Annotated in this window: 18 protein-coding genes; 2 read left to right on the top strand and 16 right to left on the bottom strand. The window is 39.0% G+C overall.

The window, feature by feature from the left end:
• Positions 1-21: 21 nt before the first annotated feature.
• The 8 genes from G586_RS21480 to G586_RS0102195 all read right to left on the bottom strand — a co-directional run bounded on the left by G586_RS21480 (position 22) and on the right by G586_RS0102195 (position 7431).
• On the bottom strand, positions 22-951 hold the full coding sequence (locus G586_RS21480; protein ID WP_051204421.1) for a glycosyltransferase: 930 nt from the start codon (positions 949-951) through the stop codon (positions 22-24).
• Positions 948-1652, bottom strand: a complete 705-nt coding sequence (locus G586_RS0102225; protein ID WP_035772199.1) for a glycosyltransferase — start codon at positions 1650-1652, stop codon at positions 948-950. The genes G586_RS21480 and G586_RS0102225 overlap by 4 nt, the downstream gene beginning before the upstream one ends.
• A 234-nt stretch (positions 1653-1886) precedes the next feature.
• Entirely contained in the window at positions 1887-2633 is a 747-nt protein-coding gene (locus tag G586_RS0102220; protein WP_026526381.1) for a glycosyltransferase family 2 protein, read from the bottom strand.
• 276 nt (positions 2634-2909) lie between these two features.
• On the bottom strand, positions 2910-3143 hold the full coding sequence (locus tag G586_RS21475; RefSeq protein ID WP_051204420.1) for a hypothetical protein: 234 nt from the start codon (positions 3141-3143) through the stop codon (positions 2910-2912).
• Positions 3144-3205: 62 nt separating this feature from the next.
• Positions 3206-3451 carry a hypothetical protein gene (locus G586_RS0102210; RefSeq protein WP_026526380.1) on the bottom strand — a complete coding sequence of 82 codons (246 nt, stop codon included), beginning with the start codon at positions 3449-3451 and terminating at the stop codon, positions 3206-3208.
• Positions 3452-3738: 287 nt separating this feature from the next.
• Positions 3739-5112 (bottom strand): sugar transferase, encoded by a 1374-nt coding sequence (locus G586_RS21470; RefSeq protein WP_051204419.1) that lies wholly within the window; start codon positions 5110-5112, stop codon positions 3739-3741.
• Between the two features lie 253 nt (positions 5113-5365).
• Positions 5366-6355, bottom strand: a complete 990-nt coding sequence (locus tag G586_RS0102200; RefSeq protein WP_242831953.1) for an Rpn family recombination-promoting nuclease/putative transposase — start codon at positions 6353-6355, stop codon at positions 5366-5368.
• A gap of 47 nt (positions 6356-6402) precedes the next feature.
• On the bottom strand, positions 6403-7431 hold the full coding sequence (locus G586_RS0102195) for a hypothetical protein (RefSeq protein ID WP_026526378.1): 1029 nt from the start codon (positions 7429-7431) through the stop codon (positions 6403-6405).
• Between the two features lie 362 nt (positions 7432-7793).
• Here G586_RS0102195 and G586_RS0102190 point away from each other — a divergent pair, with 362 nt between their 5' ends.
• Together G586_RS0102190 and G586_RS0102185 are read left to right on the top strand one after the other, a co-directional pair.
• Complete coding sequence (locus tag G586_RS0102190) at positions 7794-8639, top strand: Rpn family recombination-promoting nuclease/putative transposase (protein WP_026526377.1); 846 nt, start codon at positions 7794-7796, stop codon at positions 8637-8639.
• Entirely contained in the window at positions 8639-9376 is a 738-nt protein-coding gene (locus tag G586_RS0102185; RefSeq protein ID WP_026526376.1) for a cache domain-containing protein, read from the top strand. The genes G586_RS0102190 and G586_RS0102185 overlap by 1 nt, the downstream gene beginning before the upstream one ends.
• A gap of 84 nt (positions 9377-9460) precedes the next feature.
• Here G586_RS0102185 and G586_RS0102180 read toward each other — a convergent pair whose 3' ends face one another.
• From G586_RS0102180 to G586_RS0102145, 8 genes are all read right to left on the bottom strand, one after another.
• The gene (locus tag G586_RS0102180) at positions 9461-10192 is read right to left on the bottom strand and encodes a hypothetical protein (protein ID WP_026526375.1); all 732 of its coding nucleotides are present in this window, start codon (positions 10190-10192) and stop codon (positions 9461-9463) included.
• A 141-nt stretch (positions 10193-10333) separates the two neighbouring features.
• Positions 10334-11116: a class B sortase gene (locus G586_RS24520; RefSeq protein WP_051204417.1), complete on the bottom strand. Its 783-nt coding sequence runs from the start codon at positions 11114-11116 to the stop codon at positions 10334-10336.
• 13 nt (positions 11117-11129) lie between these two features.
• Entirely contained in the window at positions 11130-12146 is a 1017-nt protein-coding gene (locus G586_RS0102170; protein WP_242831952.1) for an LCP family protein, read from the bottom strand.
• A gap of 62 nt (positions 12147-12208) precedes the next feature.
• Positions 12209-12769, bottom strand: a complete 561-nt coding sequence (locus G586_RS21460; RefSeq protein WP_035772196.1) for a hypothetical protein — start codon at positions 12767-12769, stop codon at positions 12209-12211.
• 11 nt (positions 12770-12780) lie between these two features.
• Complete coding sequence (locus G586_RS0102160; RefSeq protein WP_026526373.1) at positions 12781-13641, bottom strand: polysaccharide biosynthesis tyrosine autokinase; 861 nt, start codon at positions 13639-13641, stop codon at positions 12781-12783.
• Between the two features lie 29 nt (positions 13642-13670).
• Entirely contained in the window at positions 13671-14393 is a 723-nt protein-coding gene (locus G586_RS0102155) for a YveK family protein (protein WP_026526372.1), read from the bottom strand.
• A gap of 13 nt (positions 14394-14406) precedes the next feature.
• On the bottom strand, positions 14407-15132 hold the full coding sequence (locus tag G586_RS0102150) for a CpsB/CapC family capsule biosynthesis tyrosine phosphatase (protein ID WP_026526371.1): 726 nt from the start codon (positions 15130-15132) through the stop codon (positions 14407-14409).
• Between the two features lie 172 nt (positions 15133-15304).
• Entirely contained in the window at positions 15305-19183 is a 3879-nt protein-coding gene (locus G586_RS0102145; protein ID WP_026526370.1) for an endo-1,4-beta-xylanase, read from the bottom strand.
• Positions 19184-19264: the final 81 nt, after the last annotated feature.

The raw sequence follows: 19264 nt of genomic DNA, 5'->3' as shown, positions 1-19264 counted from the left end.
CCACGAATTAAATATATCTCCTTAAACATTTCCAATTAAAAACCTTAGAATCAAAAAGAAAGATTGATATCCGCTATAAACTCTATAGTCTTTGTCCAATGCACAAGAAATGCGACAAAAAAAATTTTTCCTATAATTAGAAAATTTGTTAATTATCTCTTTATCTCCATCGCTCAGCAAATCAGCATACGTATCCAAAAAATCCTTCGCCATAAATTCTCTTTGATGATTACCTATATTTCTTACAGCTTTCAGCTTGATTTCTAAAGTTTTCTTGATTCCATGTTTGGTACCTATAGTATTGCTTTCATGCTGCCTATACATAATATGTGCAACTGGGTCATATTTAATATTTCCCACGAACACTCCTATTAAGTATAGCCAATAATCATGCATCCACATTCGAGCATTTGGTTTTTTTATAAACAGTTCTAATGCTATAGGATTAAAGACCATAGTACAGCCAAATGCGTAGTTTCTTACTAATGCGCCTTTTTTTGAAATAACAATGTCGGATTTATAAACTTTACCCAACGGATTCATTTCAGAATCGATTTGAAGGAGATTACAAAAATATATATTAGGCCTAATATTATTCTCAATCTCCAGCCACTTGGTTGCAGAATATAATTTTTCATTTGACCATATATCATCTTGATCAGAAAATGCAAAGTAATCAGCTTCAATATTTTGAGCATATATAGCTAGCTTAATAAAGCTCCCGATAACTCCTAAATTACTGCCAGTCAACAATTCAATATTTTGGTATTTTTTTTTCATTTTGCTCACTAATTGAACCGTTTTATCTTCTGATCCATCATCTCTAATAACCAACACTATTCTAACGTTCTGCTGATTCTCTATACTTTCTATCTGCTGTTCTATATATTCTTCACCATTAAATGCAGACAACATCACACATACTGTTCTGATATCATTGTCAATATTCATATCCGTAATGACCTCTCAAATTTTCTACTTAGGAGATTCATAATAAGATACAGCCTTATTAAAATAGTTTTTGACAGTTTGCTTGATGTAGCTCCTCCTGTTGAAGTATTCTCATTATGCCTTCTGTACATCACAAGTCTCTCATCTAGTACAACACATTTAAAATTCATTTCAGCTACTAGCGAAATCCATGAATCATGATGAGCTAAGTCATGATTTCTTGGGAACGGTAGTGCATATTCTAAAACACTTCTTTTAAAAGCAAAACAACATCCCAAATACCGTGACTTGATAAAATTACGCATAAACCCTGTTCTTACATTGTAATATTGATTTCTTGACTCTATCTTTACTCTTAAATCATTATCAACAACATAAGCATTTGTCATAACAAAGTCATAAGACTTCAAATATTCCACACATTTCATGACTTTGTTCTCACACCATATATCATCCTGATCAGATAAAAAAATGATTTCTCCACTTGCGTATTTTAATGCATTCTCAAAATTTGACGTATAATACCCTGTCGGATTATGGCTTAATAATTTCAACCTAGGATCATTGATTCCCTTTATTATACTAACTGTGTCATCTGATGAATTATCATCGGAAATGATTATCTCATCTTCCATAGATAACTGATTTAAAATACTATTTATCTGATCTTTTATAAACATACTTCCATTGTAAGTTGCCATGCAAACCGATATCATTGTTAAGATTTACGATTATATTGTATAGTAATCGCCTATTTAACCTCCTTATATTCAAAAATCAGAACGATAATTTCTATATGGCAAATACACTATTTGTTCGATTCAGGTGGATAAGTGTCAAAATTGTACACTTGGCATCCTATATTAATCAGGTCCTCTGCAAGATAGGTGACAATAAATCCAAATTCAACTGTAACAATATTTTTTACAGAAATATTATCCAACTAAAAACTTTGCACCTTCTACTGCAACACAATAGAGCAAATAAAAGCAACTATATCCATTTCTTACATAAGTTATATATTTCATTTTTATGCGTTTACACATATTAGATAAACTTTTCTGTGTGCTCATTCCACCTAGGGAATAATTAGCTATTACTTTGTTTAGAGTAAGAATTTTCGCACCACCTTTGTTAGCTCGAAGAACCATATCAAAATCATCATCCATATTCTTTTCTAGGTATGGATATTTTAGGAGTACTTCTTTTTTCGCAAACATCGATGGATGACAAAAGTGTGCTGTGGTCAATAAACGCCCAACCTTCGCTTTTTTCACAAAAAATCGATTATCCTTATACAGTCTCAAATCAGCCCATGCAATATCATATTCATCATATTTGTACAAACGAACCATCTCCTCAACTGCAGCTGGTTCATACCAGTCATCAGCGTTTATATTGCCAATCAGAAATCCATGTGCCAAGCGTATACCTTTATTAAGAGCTTCATACATACCATCATCTGATTCAGAAATGATAGTTATTCTTTTTCCATCATGAAATCTGTCTTTATATCGTTTTATAACATCTAGAGTTTTGTCACTACTTACTCCATCAACTACAATATATTCAATATTTCCGTATGTCTGGTTCAAGACGGATTCTATAGTTCTTGCAATAGTTTTTTCGCCGTTATAAACAACTGTAATAATTGATACCAATAATTCATCACTATGCATCATATTTACCGGTACTCCCCAATGTCACCAGAAAAACAAAAAGCAGCATACACGTCGTGAAGCATCACAACGCGCTGCTGCCAAATAAATCGTTATTAATGCCCCCACTATAAACTCTTTTCATAAAGTTTATGCACCCGCCTCATTCAGGTGCTACACATAAGAAAAATCCCCATAGAGTAATTCAAGCTCTATAGGGATATTATACGCTAAATATGGGCATTTGTCATTGAAAATGAGCTAATATGCGGTGGCATGTATTTAGCAGACTGCAGCATTTCACTTCGACTTCCAGGCATCATAAACCTTGTCCGCATCATATTCCGGAGCATAGTCCTTGGCAACATCACATATTCCACTGACTAGCTCTATATCTTCATCCAGTTCATCTGCAATTGTTTTGACATCTTTACCTTTTGTCAATTTCTTGCATATCTGTTTTACAAGCTTCCTATCTTCTCCTTGCTCTAATCCTTGTTTAAACTCTTCCTGCATCATTTCCTGGAGTGTCATATATTCTTTCCTCCACTTTCCAAGCTCAATCGCTTCCTGAACCTTTTCCTCAATCCTTGTTGTTATACTGCTTTCTGCATTTCGATATCATAAACATTATTTTTATCATCTTCAAAATATACATCAAATCTGACACCGTGATTATTAGGTGATATCTGAATCGTCTTCTGTTTCTCTGATTTAACAAAACTACCTACCTTACGATTCAATATCAACTCAGTCAATTCTTTGCAAAGATCTTCATTTTCCTGCAAAATCTTGCAGAACATAAAGTCATCTGCAAAACACAACTCTTCATAGTTTTTCATTGGCAATTCTCCTATAATTATAAAATCTGCAAATATTCGTTTTCAAGTCAATTAGTAAATTCGGGAGAAATCATCACAGAAAAACCTGTAAAGAACACTTCAAAGAAGTGTATTTAGAAATATACAAATCAAACAACGGTGTTAATAGTATCATATGCTTCCAATCTTGTCTAACAAAATATATGGATAGTCATAGCTGTATGCACCCGTGATACTCTTTATCTCAGTATATAGAACGAAACTCCTCTGCTATAGCAAAGGAGTTTCATAACTCATTTAGTACTTTATCAGCCTGCTCTTCTGGCCTTTCTATTCATAAGTCTTACCATCTCTTTTTCGAAGCCCTCTGTGCTCTCACCCTGGAACATCACTTTTACAGTAAGCATTATCAGTCGAAGATCCAGGCTAAATGACTGATTCTCTATATAAATCAAATCAAGTCTTAGTTTATCGAAAGCTGACGTATTATACTTCCCAAAGATCTGAGCATATCCGGTAAGCCCGGCTTTGACTTTCATGCGATATTTAAACTCAGGAAGCTCCTTTAAATATAATTCAACATGCTCAACTCTTTCAGGTCTTGGTCCCACAAAGCTCATATCTCCATATAAGATATTGAATACCTGTGGCAATTCATCCAATCTGTATTTCCTTATTATTTTTCCAACCTTTGTAATTCTGGGATCAAAATTCACTGTAGGCTGAAGTCCTTTTTCCTCTGCATCCACAACCATACTGCGGAACTTTAATATATTAAATACTTCGCCGTCAAGAGTGCATCTTTTCTGCCTAAAAAATATCGGTCCATGATCTTCAATTTTTATAGCTATAGCAATAATAACCATAATAGGCGAAAAAGCTATTGCAAAGATCACTCCAAAGCAAAGATCAAATATTCTTTTGCTATGAAGTTTTTTGGGATCTTTGTATACATAATCATACTTCATCAGAGGTGTATCCAGAAGATGCCTTGTTGAGCATCCCTGAAGGATAATATCCTCTATTCTTGGCGTGAAATAAAAGGTTTTATGCTCATCAATACAATGCTGCATGAAAACTCTTCTCTGTTCTACTGACAACCCATACATTATTACCGTGCAGCAATTTGCAACCTTTTCCTCAAATGTTTTATTACTGATTGTCTCATATTCAATATATTTAAAATCGAATAGATGACTATACTTTTTCAATATCCTCTCCCGGAATTTTTCAGACTCCTCAGGAGAAACCCATTTTCCCAGAAGAAGTAGTGTCTTAGCCGGTTGAACACATGTCATAAAATATTTCTTAGAGAAGGTGATAATCAAAATCGTACCAAGTACCTGCAACACAAAAATAGCAAGTCCAGGGATGAAACTGGTATACCTATTGCGAATCAGATTACATTCTATGTAAAGTATTAAATCAGCCAGCCCAAAGGAAATTCCCTGAGACAGAACAATCTCAGCTATAGACGAAGATGCTATTCTGAACGCATTATATAAATTGCATAGTCCATTATAAATAAATACGAATATAATCACAGACATGATTCCACCCAGCACATAGTAGGTCTGAAATGCATGAAGGTTATAATACCCGCACCAAACAATTGAAAATAAGCCAATATTCCAAAGCATCACTAATGCCTTGGCAGTGTGTGTGACTCTCTTACTCTTCAATTTTATCCCCCTGCTTTGGTAACACTGTAATATTTTCCCTATACAAGTTACCACTCATAAAAAAATATTGTCTCTTTTATTGTACCATAAACCGAAGATTGTATAGATTATTTATCGTTTTTTCGATGCTTATTTTTTATATCGGATAAAAGATTCAAAATATTAAGCATTTTATGATTTTTTCTTTTCATGGACTTCAAACTATTAGAATGCCCGGCACGTCGTACGTGCCGGGCATTCTACATTATAGCTATTATTTATTATTCTTTAACTTATCTATCTCTGCTTTCAAGTCTGCAATCGTTTTGTCTTTATCCCTGATTGTTTTATCTTTATCCTCAATAGTTTTGTCCTTATCAGAAATAGCATCATTAGCAGCATCAAGTTGTTCTTGAAGTTCATCTATCATATATTTTATGGTATTACGGTCGAGAATCTGCAGTTCTTTTGAAAACATATTCATCATCCTCTCAATATTAGAGCACATTTCATACAGATCCTGATACAATTGCTTGAAATAAGGATACTGCCTAATCAGCTTAACTATATATTCAGTCTCATCGCAACCAAGAAATGTCAGCCATGCTTCTAGCTCACCTTTTATACCTTCATTATGGAGATGCTTCAGGAAAATATCAACTGGAATAAATATAAAATTTTGTAGCATATTTAGCTCTAAACCAGTATCTGATACTGTCGTGAAATTATGGATATAAATATCATCAAATTCTTTAAAGGCATACGTACTCTTTTCGAGGAAAACAATGGTGTAAACTGGACATACATCTTTGTATGTAAATTTCTTTTTGTGCTTATCACGGAGACGTTTATATTGGCGAAGCAGAAGATCTGCCGAGTAGCATGAGGATCTTTCTCCTGTAAATGCAAATCCAACTCTCTGAACCTCGATGTTTGCTATTGATTTATCCTCCAATTCAACAACAATATCTGTTATTACAAGCGATATTTCATCTCCAAGTCTGGTACTATCATTAGAAAGAACCTGCTTTACGGTAGCTTTTCTTTTCAATAAAACAGAAAGGAGATAAGACAGTCTATCCGGAGTATATTCAGGATTAAGAATTTCCTTAAAATAGCTGTCATAGAGCATCTTAACGCCTTTGTTACCGGTACAAATATCCAGGAAGGACTCTCTCTGGTCCTCATCCCACGAATTAAAAAGGCTGAGTAATTGCGGAGCATTATTGATTTCATCCATAATCTTTGTCTTTGTTTTGATCATGGGAAAATAACTCCTTAAGCTATTGTTATTCATTCTATTTCATCCCTTTATCTATTCAGCACCTTCCAACCCTTCGCTGTTATCTTTGTGTTATCCTTCTTGGGCTTGGTGAATTTCAGTGCCCCGCCGACTATTTTGCCAGTCACTGACTGATGGCATTCAGAGCAGATAATTACTACTTTTCCTGTTTTCTGAGTGAATTTGTAGTAGTATTTCCTTCTATCATGCTTTTGTGAAAAGGCTGCTGTTTTTCCTGTTGCAATCTGCTGATGTTTTTTGCATACCGTGCACGTGCGTATCTGGCTAAACTTTATGACTTTGCCCTTAGCGAAGGCTGATTTGATAGCCCAATTGCCATATTTGTGCTTACCCGTAGGCGAGATAGCTTCCGTTTTTGTGGCACTGCACATTGTGCAGGTTCCTGTCTTTATTCCCTCATCTGCACAGGTTGCCGTCCTTGTGGTCGCCCATTTGTAGCGGTGATCAATCTTACTTCCTTCCTGCTCCGTGGTTGTCATTCCGCAAAGCCTACACTCCTTTTGTATCGTCTTTGGTGACTTGCATGTTGCTGCCGTAGTTTTCACCTTGACCATTTTATGCTCCTTTGCAGGGATTGGTTTTGTCTCTCCTTCTGCGCCGCAATTTTTACACAGCTGCTGCTTTATTCCTTCTTCATTACATGCAGCATTTTTAGTAATGGTCCAGACAAAGGTATGATTTTTCCTAGGTATTTCTTCAGTATCAATTACTGCTCCACAGTTCTTACATATATAAGACTTGACTCCTTCTAAAGCACAAGTAGGATCCAGTGTTTTTTCCCACTTTCCTTTATGCTCTGTTTTTTCTATGCTCTCTGTCTCCAGTATTTTTTCGCAGTCCTGGCATATCCTGACTCTTTTGCCCTCTTTACTGCATGTTGGCTTAATCATGTCCACCCATTCATATACTTTGTGTTCGCAATTTTTTGCATGCACAGTGGAAGCCGGCGTCACCGGCAGCCACAAAAAAACTGCCCCTGAAAGAGCAACAGATACAGCCAAGCGTTTTATCACCCCGGCCGCTTTTTCAATTTTCATATAAAAATTCCTCCTGTCTAATAACATATTTTATTTTCTTAATTATCCCGGGATATCACCTGCCGTTTGTATAACAGCGGGTCACGCCAAGAAATGACGTATTAAAGAAAATATCACTCCCCAAAAAGAATGACAAGCCCTTTAAAGAAATCTTAAGAATCAGGCAATTTCATAAGAATTTCTTAAGAAATTAAATAGTACTTGCATTATATTTCCATATGTGATATTTTATTCGAGCATCATTTCAGATGCGCCGATATGAATTTCATTCATTCGGATTTTCCATTTATTATTGCTTTGGCCTGAGTAATACAACATATGCAACTATGAAACACTTTTTATGTTTAATTCGGAGGAGTTTTATGCCAATTAAAGAAGAAATAAATAACGCGCCGGAGGTTCATTATGAGTATCTCAATGCTACCGGCAAGATCAAATACAATATGACAAATGACTACATGTTTCGCATTGTCCTGCAAAAGGACAAGAACACACTCATCAATCTGATAAGCTCGGTGCTCGATATTCCGGTAGAAATAATTAAGGATGTACAAATTCAGAACCCAATTGAACCCGGAGATTCTATTGATGACAAGGAATATCAACTTGACATATTGGTCCTGCTAAATAATAACACCTTCATCAATTTGGAAATGCAGGTGGTCAATTATGAAAACTGGCCTGAGCGTTCACTTTCCTATCTTTGCAGACGTTTCGACAATGTAGCACGCGGTCAGGAATATTCATCAGTAAAGCCCGTGTACCACATCGGATTTCTTGACTATACACTATTTGAAGAACACCCTGATTTCTTTGCTAAATATCAGGTAAGAAACGCCGAGGATGGTTTCCTCTATACTGACAAGTTTAATCTCTATGTGGTAGAATTAAATAACATAGATAAAGCAACCGCCTATGATAAGCGACTTGGCATTGATAGTTGGGCAAAATTGTTCAAAGCAAGAACATGGGAGGAGATTAAGATGATCGTAGATGAAAACCCTTCAATGAATTCAACAGCTGAATCTATTTATATGTCAAATGCCGACTTTATCATCCAGGAAAAGTGTCGTGCAAGAGAGGATGCAATTGCACATGAGCGATTTCAGCAAAGGAAACTTGCTGAGCAGAATGAGAAAATCCAGTCTCTGTCAGATGAAGTCACCCGCCTTAGCAAACTCCTTGATGAAAACGGAATCAAGCACTGATGTCAACCTTCTACTATTTAAATGGTGTAGCAGATGCTGTTGAACAAGGCACATATGAGAATAATGATGAAATCATGGAATATATGACTGGAACTGTCGGACGATATCCCATGATACCTACAGGAGCTTATCTGGCACTTAACGATGAGTCCTTCCTTTTCCCGAGCCAGCCTGATTTCCAATTGGAAGGAATTACCGAAAAAGCCTGGTATAAGGAAGCTCTTAGTTATGACAACAGCTGGTTCTATTATTACGATCAACCATATTTTGATGAGGTAACCGGCGATCTTTGCGCAACAGTTATCAGACATATTCATTTAAAAGATGGCCGCGAAGGATGCTTTGCAGCAGACTTGATGCTTGCAACGGCGCAGGAGGCACTAAACGGGGTTGAGCTGTACGAAACAGGCGGCGCCATGATGATAACAGAAGAGGGACTTGTACTTACATACAGAGATGATAAAAGTGTTTGTGGTCAGAACATTGCGGACCTTAATAATCCTCTGTTATCAGAAATAGGAAAATTCGCTGCAGCTGAAGCAGCACGTGAAGAAAACCTTGTTGAAGATATAAAAGCAGGTTCTGATAACTACTACGTAGTATCATATCTGGTAACCGGAACTACCTATAATATAAACGACCTTCCGCTCTCCGCGGAAGGTCGTTTTAAAGTTCTATATATCTCTACTTTGAACAATAATAATCTTGATATTATACGTTCAGAGACAATCAAATAAGCGCACCTTGAACAATAAAGGGCCCCGGTATATTCCAACACCGGGGCTCTTATTACCTATTATCCTCATCCCTGATTCTGAAGATTAGTTCATTTTAAAGAAAGCAAATGTTCCTGCCTTATTTACTGTACAGATAACATGTCCCTCTCTAACTTCATCTACCTGTACTTCCTGCCAGTTTCCTTTTGAAACCATCTGGAATACTCTGTAAATATCTCCGTTATGAGCACCATAAACCTTGAAATCAACCTGTGCTGTACTGAAACGAACACCTGGTGCATAGGTTTCAACTACGTTCTTAACAGAACCGCCAATCTGTGCTCCAAGAATCTTAGCTGAATCAACCTTTCCTGATGTGGTCTCTCTCATAACGAAGGTTGCTCTTGTCTTAGTGCCGCCTATAACAAGCTTTCCACCCTGTCCTACCGGAATTACATTATCAAGGCCGGGAGCCTTGAGAACCGTGTTTATGAAAGGCTCTGATGCAGGTGAATAGCCCTGATTTGTAGTTACAGTTTTCTTAACCGTAGTCTTTTTCTTGCCATTCCCCTTCACCTTGACGGTTACATTGACATCGACCTTTTTATTCTGAAGCTCATAAATCTTTTGATAAAGATCCTTTATCTGAGACTTAAGATCAGTGATCTCGCTTTTAAGATATTCGTTAGTCTTCTGAGCTTCCTGATAAGCTCCTTCAGCTTTACCGCGCTGATAAGCTTCTTCAGCTCTAGGCGATCTGATTACTGTAGCCCCTGCCATTATCGGGGTTGACATAACAAGTGCTCCCGCCAACAATAAAGCTATTATCTTCTTCATAACAATTCCCCTTTCTGCACCGTTTGGCACATAATACTCATAAGATAACTTAATTTTATATTATCAAAAATACGAATAATATACTACTTAAAAAACTATAAACTCTGCATGAACACTGGCTTTATTTTTACTTAATTACGATTAATCCGAAGGAAGATCTGGTATTTGCTGATTATCACTATCAGCCCCAAAATCCACCCTATCTATGGTTCCATTCTGATCATCCACAAGACAACCTACAACCACCCATTGCTTATCAGGATGTTCTGGGTCAACTGTCACAAGGCTTACCAGGAAATTCTCCGGTGTTGCTCCCCTTTCCCAATCCTTTCTGATATTGGTAGCTGTCGTCCAGTCCCTCTTCATATCATCAAGATACTGCTGACAACCTTCCTCCTCAGTGAAATCGTACTGCCTCATTACATCGTTATTATCCCTGGCATAAGCAGTCCAGATTTCATAAGTAAGTATGTTGTCCGAAATAGCGATCATGAACTTCTCGTGCTCATTAAAATAGTCCTCATCCGCAAAATTCCACAGCTCAGAAAACATATCACCATCCTTATTGGTAGAGCCATAGATAACGGTATTGAAATCGCACATGTCATTCATGTTACAGGACTCAATATAAATTCCACCCTTATCACTCTTCTTTTTTCCGGTAATATCATGAGTCTGATAATATGTATCATCACCATCAATATTCTGAGCAATAGGATATTCCACATTTGTATCCGGAATAACAAGCCATCCGAAAATATCAGGATTCTCATCCACAAGTTCCTGAAATTCCTCTGCTTTATCCTTTGTATCATTCACCTGATTTTGGCATGCCGCAAGAAATGCCGCCACGCTCATACCAATCAGAAACAGTCCCCCTGCTTTCAACTTCGTAAAAGCTGTCCATTCTTTATATCGGCTCATTGTTTATATTCCTTTACCCCTTGACATCAAGTTTTTCATAAAAAATATCAAGAAACATTTCATATTTTGCATCCTCGTCAGGATAGAATTCCTCAAACTCTTCCCCGAGTACAGTCTTTCCTTCTAAGAGATATAAGCTGTCAGGACCAAAATCATATCCTGAAACCGTGGTTGCTATGTATGAGAGCTGATTTACGGAAACATCAGTTACCATCTGCTTACTTATTGTATTGTAAATATCAACCGCTAGTGTAGGCTGACTCTCTGCTCTTTCAATAACCTGCTTTATAAAAGCCGTCATATACACCTTTTGTCTGCCAAGTCTATCGTCGGCTGATCCAAACTGTGTCATATCTCTGCTTCGCAAAAATGCATATGCAGCTTTTCCGTCAAGATGAACAGTTTCTCCTGCCTTAAAATAATAATCACCACTCTCAAAGTCAGAAGCAGGAGTGACATCAACTCCTCCAACAGCATCATTTATTGCCGTAATAGCACTCATATTTATGGCCGCGTACCCATGAATCGGTAGCTTGTAAAACAGATCACTGACAGCTCTCTTCTGTAGTTCACAGGATTTTTCCATCCCGTCACCAAATCCGTGCTGCAGCGTGATCTGGGCCTTTATAGTATTCACATAATTGCCATATTCATCGTACAGTTCAATGTCAGTCATAGTGTTTCGATTAATGCCTATGACCTTCGTAGTCTTATTGTGCGGATTGAAAACAATGAGAAAAAGTGCATCCGCCTGCCCACCGTTTATCTCGCCGTACACCGGAGACACTTCCTCATCCGACTTATCTATGCCCATTATAAGGAAAGTCATAATATCATCGTTATAATCATATATTTCACCATTATGCTTTACCCAGTCATCCTCCCACTTCATAGCACTCTCTGTCTTGGTCAGCACCTCTGTGCTCTTAGTTACAGGAGCAGATACAGCATTTTTCGCAAAAAGAGTAGACTTACCAATCACCCTTGTAGCCTCAAAAATCCCAAGGGCAATTAGTAAAAATGTTGCCACTATACACCATATGATCAGAATTTTGTTTGTACGATTTCTATGGCTTCTGTGATTCCTCATAATCAATTACCTGTGGATTCGCTCTCCTGTGCTCCGGATGTAGTATTGTCTTCACCCTCATTACCGATATTTAAGCTGCTCTCCGTTCCTGAATTATCATCCGGAAGCTCATTAGTAACTTCAAATCCCTCTGTGCTAAAACCACTTTCACTACCGTCAGTTACTAAATCTTCTGAAAACTCTCCAATACTTTGATTTGTTGAAAACAGTACATTATCACTGCTTCTTATACTTGCTATATCAGCAGGAAAAACCCTGGACTGCTTCGTAACATTTCCGGATCTATCGCTTACCGCATAATAAACTACTGCCGAGGACTGCTCTTCATTCAAAATAGTTTTCTCAACCACTATGCGATCAGTAATATCGCCATCAACAGCATCATATGCAGCGACACCGTTAAGAAGATCTATATCCCTGGTATCACCATTGTATGTGAGATCATATGATGAGAATCTCATCTCCGGTTCTACCCTGTCAGACATGTTATAAAACCACACTATGAAAACAGCCATCACAATACTTCCGATTGTAAAAAAGAATGCCAAAATATTACTTTTCACTTATGGTTCCCTCAATCCTTTCTGACAACACCCTCTATGTAATCAAGCTCATCTAAGTTCCCCTTTGATGAACTTGCAGGGGCAGGTCTTTCATTCTTACTTTGCGGCTGCAGGACTCTTTTCGGGCTTCCTCCTGTCATGCTGTTATCCCCATAGGAATCATCTCTTCCGTAGTATCTGCCGTAGTATTTTCCATAATATCTTCCGTAGTACTTACCGTAATGACCGTAAACACCACCACTCATATCAACCTTATTTAAAACAGCACCTATTATCTTTGCACCGGCCTTGTCAAGCTGCCCTTTTACCTTCTGTGCAAATCGATAACTTATTGCATTATCTTCTATTACCATTATTGTGCCATCGCATTGCTTTGCTATAACCGCAGCATCAATAACACTTCCAAGCGGAGGTGTATCAACGATGATATAGTCAAAGACATTTTTCATATTATCAAGTATTTTGCTGAAAATCTGACCACCAAGAAGCTCACTGGGATTAGGTGGTATGGGTCCCGAAAAAATGACATAAAGATTAGGCGTATCTGTCTCACAGATAACATTTGAGAGCTTTTCTCTTCCTACCAGGCAGTGTGTGAGGCCAAGCCGAACCGAGCCGGTCTTATAACGACCAACCATTACGGATTTTCTCATATCCGCATCAACAAGGACAGTCTTTTTTCCGGCTTCAGCAAAGGCTCTCGCCAAAGCCATGGACACACTTGATTTTCCCTCGCCGGGTGTGCAGCTCGTGACAGAGACAGCGCGCACATCCTGTCCACTGAACTCTACGTTACTACGGAGAGTTTTGTAGGCTTCCTTAATCTGGTAGTTGTTTTCCGAATCGCTGAAATGTAATGTAGTTTGTTGCATAGGCCCCTCATTTGCTAAAAATCATATCACTACTTATTCTTTGACTTCTTTCTTTTCTTCTTCGCCGTCTGTTCATCGGTGATTGCCGGTATCATGGCAAGCGTGCTAAGCCCAAGATATGCCTCAACATCATCACTGTTCTTAATCGTATCATCCATAAGGTAATTAAGTATGATCACAGCAGAAACAATGACAACTGCAGCTATACCGCCTATCATAGTCCACCTCTTGGTGCTCGGGCTGTACTTTTCAGTAGGCATATTTGCAAGCTCTGCAATATTGATGGCATCGATATCCATAACATTCTGGATATGCTTGGATGCAACCTCACGAACACAGTTGGCCTCTTTCATGGCCATCATGGGATCTGAATCCCTTACAGTTATCGCAACAATACGGGTATCATCCGGTGTGCTTATTGATACCAGACTGTTCAGTTCATCATAGTCAATGTCGAGCCTTAAGGTCTGAATTACCTCCTCTAGCACATAGCGGCTCTTAATAAGCTGCGCGTAGTCCTGAGTCAGCTGCGTAGATATCTGCACATCCGAATAGGTTACGGTCGCACCCTCTTCCTTATTCAAAATATAAATTTTAGTAGTTGAGGAATACAATGGAGTCATTACAAATCTACTGATAAATAGACACAGAAGCGCAAAGAACACTCCTGCACTTAAGATGAGCCATGCTCTTCCTAAAAGAACTGCGAATAATTCCCCCAGATTAATTTCAATTACATCGTCTTTTCCCATACACCCCTCATCGTCAAATCACTTCATTGCGAAGTATCTTCATTGCGTTATCATGAAATATCTCCAGCGCATATTGTTCTCCCAGCTTCTCTTCCACATAGTCCCTGCAATCAAGTAGATGTGGAGCTCTGGAGCCATTGTCATGCGCATCGGTTGCCACAAAATGAACCATCTGACGTTTTAATAATTCTCTGGTAAAATGCCTTATTCCAAGACCATATTTACCCATGACGCTATTAGCATTAACCTGTATATAAATTCCCATATCAAGAAGTTCATCCACGTACTTAACATGCTTCACCATATCTGCGTACCGTTCAACATGCGCAAGAATCGGCATGTAACCGGAAGACTGAACGGCATACAGAGCATTGTGTATCGTTTTATACATGTCAGTCGGGTGAAACTCTATAAGTACATAGTTTGAATCAGCCAGGGTCGACGCTTTCCCTTTTTCAAGCTCTCTTACAGTTGCATCACTGTAATATATCTCATTACCCGGAAAAAGTTGTACCTTTATACCTGCCTCGTGGGCCCGTTCCATTAACTCTGCCGTATATAGTGGCAAATGCTCCGGACTCACATTGTGATGCATAGGCTTGTGATGCGGCGTAAGTATCATGCCCTTAGTGCCCTCAGACAGCGCTGTTTTCAGCATCTTAAGGCTTGTTTCCATGTTCGGAGAACCGTCATCAACGCCCGGTAATATATGACAATGAATATCGATTGAAGGTACCACGAAAAAGCGCTCCCCACCTACAACAACTTGTACTTATACAACTTATATTATACTTCATGTTGTTTTGTATATCAACAAGCTTCGCCAGAATAGTAAAACCCCCGTCTGGATTTTCATCCAAACGGGGGTATACGTTTTTTCGTCACATACTTCCGAAACGGTTATATGCTTATTATTTCTTTACTTTAATCTTGATAGTAAGCGGCTTAGTAGCTGCAGCAAAGTTCTTATCGCCTGCTGCCGTAACCTCAACCTTTACCTTATATGTACCCTTCTTAAGGCCCTTCTTAAGAGTGATCTTACCGGTCTTGCTGATCTTGATCTTCTTGTTTCCGCTTACCTTCTTGTAAGTTACATCACCCTTTGCATCAGTTACCTTAACAGCCTTTTTAGCGTCAAACTTAGCTGATTTCTTAACAAGCTTGGAAGCACTAACGCTAATCTTCTTAGTCTTTACACTAAGTGTATTGTCTGCTTTTTCGATCTTCCATTCAATGTTCTTATCAGCAGCTGATCCATCAGTCCATGTGTATCCGCTATTAAGCTTAGCTACAGCTGTGTAAGTGCCTGCATCTGTTGCCTTGTTGCCTGTAAGTGTAAAGCCTTCAGCCTCAGCCACACCAACCTGTTCCTGTCCATTGTACTTAAGTGTAAGTCCTGTAGGAGCAGCAACTGTTTTAGCAGTTTCTACTGTCTCTGAAGGATTCTGAGAAGGTGTATCTGTAGGTGTTTCTGCAGGCGTGTCTGTAGGTGTTTCTGTAGGTGTCTCTGCAGGTGTTTCATTCTGGTCTACAAGTACGATTGTTCCAAGACCCTCTGTTGATGTCCATCCGTTACCTGTATTGTCAGCCCAGTTGATTGTACCAAGTCTCTTACCTGAATCATCAGCATCATTGATCTGGAGATCAAAACCAACCTGTGTGCTGCTCTTAGCTTCAATATCTGTCCACTTGAATGCTGCCTCGATCACGTAGCCATCATCTGTAACAACTGCTGCGGATTCAACGTTTTCAGCTGTACACTTGGTACCATTGAAGCTCTGCTTATTCTCATAGTTGATTCTGTACTGCTTATCATCATCCTGATATGAGCTTGTCTTAGCATTGTTCTCATCGATGAATACTTCAAGTGAATCCTGCTGATAGTCATCTGATGAATCCTTATTCAGGATTTCATCCTTAACATTTGCAAGGACATAGAGCTTCTCTTCATCCCAAAGAATCTTTGCCTTTGCAGTTGCCTTAGCACCACCGTTTATTGAAAGTGTAACCTCAGCTGCATCATTCCATGCTTCTTCAGCTGTTCCATCAACAGTAGCTGTTCCCTTGTTTACTGCAAGAAGAGGCTTAATTACTGTCTCAGCGAAATACTTGCTGCTCTCAGCCTGCTTAAGTGTTGTATCACCAAATGCAAATGTCTTGTCATTATCTGTAAGAGTTACATCAAGCTTAACCTTGTTTGTTGTAAGAGCTTCGCTATCAAGAACAATCTTTACGATTTTCTCATAACCTGTCTCTGTAGCAATTGCATCTGCTCTTGCTACTGTTGTAGCCTTGATTCCTGTACCATCATCTGTGTAAATTGTGAAGCTGTCAGCATCATTTACTGTAGCATCATCTACTGATACCTTAAGAGAAATTCCATCCTCATTCCATACAGGAACAAATGTAGCCTTTGACTCTCCTTCGCCAAGAACATAAGCATTTCCAACTGTGTAGTCGTCATTTACGTTCTGCACGATTGTTACTGTCTTGATCTCAGGCTCAAGATCACCAGCCTCAGCTATTGCATAGAATGCATTCTTTGCATGATAGTAATCATCAAAGAGAAGAGGATACTGCTTTGTTCTACCATCTGCTGAACCACCGACGCTATTAGATGTCTGAAGCCATGAATGCTTATCTGTGATTCCCCAGATTGTCATACCTGTGAAGTTAACGCCTTCATTTCTAAGTCTTCTGATTGTGTCGTAAACTGCCTTATATCTCTGAGCAAGTCTCTCATCTGTTGCACTTGCACTTCCCTTGAAGTCAAGCTCTGTAATCTGAACCTGGTCAACAAGTGCAGCGTACTGGCGAGCTGCTGCCTTGAACTGCTCCATAGAAGGATCATTGGCTGCAACCTGATAGTGACCCTGCATACCCATACCATCAATTCTTGCTCCGGGTGTTGCCTTAACATTCTCAATGAGCTGACAGATACCTTTAACCTTGCTTGTTACTGTATCATTGTAGTCATTGTAGAAAAGAGCTATTTCTGCAGGCATATACTTGTTAGCATATACGAATGCATTGTTGATGAATTCAGGTGACTGATAAATCTTCCACCATGTTGAGCTGGGGCCATCCTTATCAGTTCTATATGTTCCTGTTGAATCGCTTATTGCCTCGTTAACTACATCCCAGCCATAGAACATTCCGGCATACTTGCTGCCTTCAGCTGTATAGTGCTTAGCAACCTCTCTTACATAAATCTCAAGACGCTTATTCATAACCTCAGGTGTTGCATAAGGCTTTGATGTATCATAATCCTCATGGAAGAAGAAATCAGGAGTCTGTGAGTGCCATACAAGAACATGACCTCTGATCTTGATCTGCTTCTCAGGATGTGCGTTGTTCCAATCAACAAAGTAATCAAGTCTGCTATCAGGCATTGAGAAATCAAGCTCAGGGAAATCAACCTCTTCACCGTTGAGTTCCTGCTTCTTAATCTCAGCGCTTTCCTTGAGCATTGTCTCAGGCTTAAGCTCATTACCAAGTGTCACACCGTTAAAGTGCTTTGTAGCAAGTTCCATATCAAGCGGATCACGGAATTCATCATAGCTTGCAGCTGTTCCGATTATGAAGTCCTCACCCATGATAGCTGCAACGGGATCACGAAGATCAACTATATCTTGCTCAACTTCCTTCTTAGGTCTCTCGCTCTCAGGAGTAACATCAACAGTTACCTCTATCTTCTTAACAGTTACTTCAAACGGGAATGCCTCATCCTGACCATTCATAGCCATAATTGCAAGTCTGCATGCTTCACCTGTTGAAGAAGGACGATAAACATATTCGCTTGAGCCGCTCTGACCATAGATCTGAGTTACCTCTGTATTTGCTTCATCATAGAGCTTGAAGCACAGTGTCTTTGTTGCCTCAGAGGTTGTGATCTTGATTGACTTGATATCATCAATAGGGAATGTCTCTCCAAATGACATCCAGTACTCTTCCCACTCCTTCTCATACTTAAGTGTCTGTCCCTCTACTTCAGCACCACCATGTCGCTCGCTGAACTTAAGGTTCTCACCCTCAAATACAAGTGTCTTTTCGTTCTTGTTTTCAGCCTGCTCTTTGTCTACAACAACGTCAGTTACTGTAACGCCTAAAGGATAAAGTGACTCATCGTTATCGTTTGCCATAACTGCAACATATCTTACGCTGCCTTCATAATCAGGTGTGAATTTATATTCATCCTTACCGTTACAATTGTACTCATGGAATTTCTCTCCATCCTGCTCAAGTGACTCATAAAACTTGATGCAAAGGTTTCCGCCCTGATTCTTAACCTTTACGGAAATACTGTTTATCTGATCTACAGGCACAGCCTCTCCAAGATCATAAACATACTCGTCGTAAATTTTAGCAAATGTAAGCTTGCCCTTAGCAACGTCACTCTGATTCCATCTACCTCTGAATTCAGGAGCATTTTCATCTACTTCGTCTTCTTCCTCTGAAACTTCAGGTGTTTCCGTTTCAGGAGTTGTCTCAGGAGCTGGCTCAGAAGGTGTCTCTTCTGCAGCCTCCTCAGCTACTGCTGTCTTCTCTACAGCTGTTTCCCCTACAGCTGTCTTCTCTTCTACAGCTTCAGCGCTTTCCTCCTTGGAAGCTGCTTCATCTGCTACCTCAGGGGCAGCTACATCACTTGCTTCATCCTCTGTCAGAACAACTGCATCACCTACTGCCTCCTCTGTTGCCGCATTAACATTTAACGCGCCAGCATTGGCAGACGAGATGGTGATAGCACCTGCCATCAGAAGAGAAGACACTCTCCAATAGTTTTTGTGCATACCGTATACATCCTCCTTTTAAATAATCGGTCACTTGTGCAATCCCCCATATTGCACAACAAGTTGATTAATTATATATGT

It is taken from the genome of Butyrivibrio sp. VCD2006 (genome assembly GCF_000423925.1).
Classification (GTDB): domain Bacteria; phylum Bacillota; class Clostridia; order Lachnospirales; family Lachnospiraceae; genus Butyrivibrio.
This window is presented reverse-complemented; position numbering and strand designations above follow the sequence as displayed.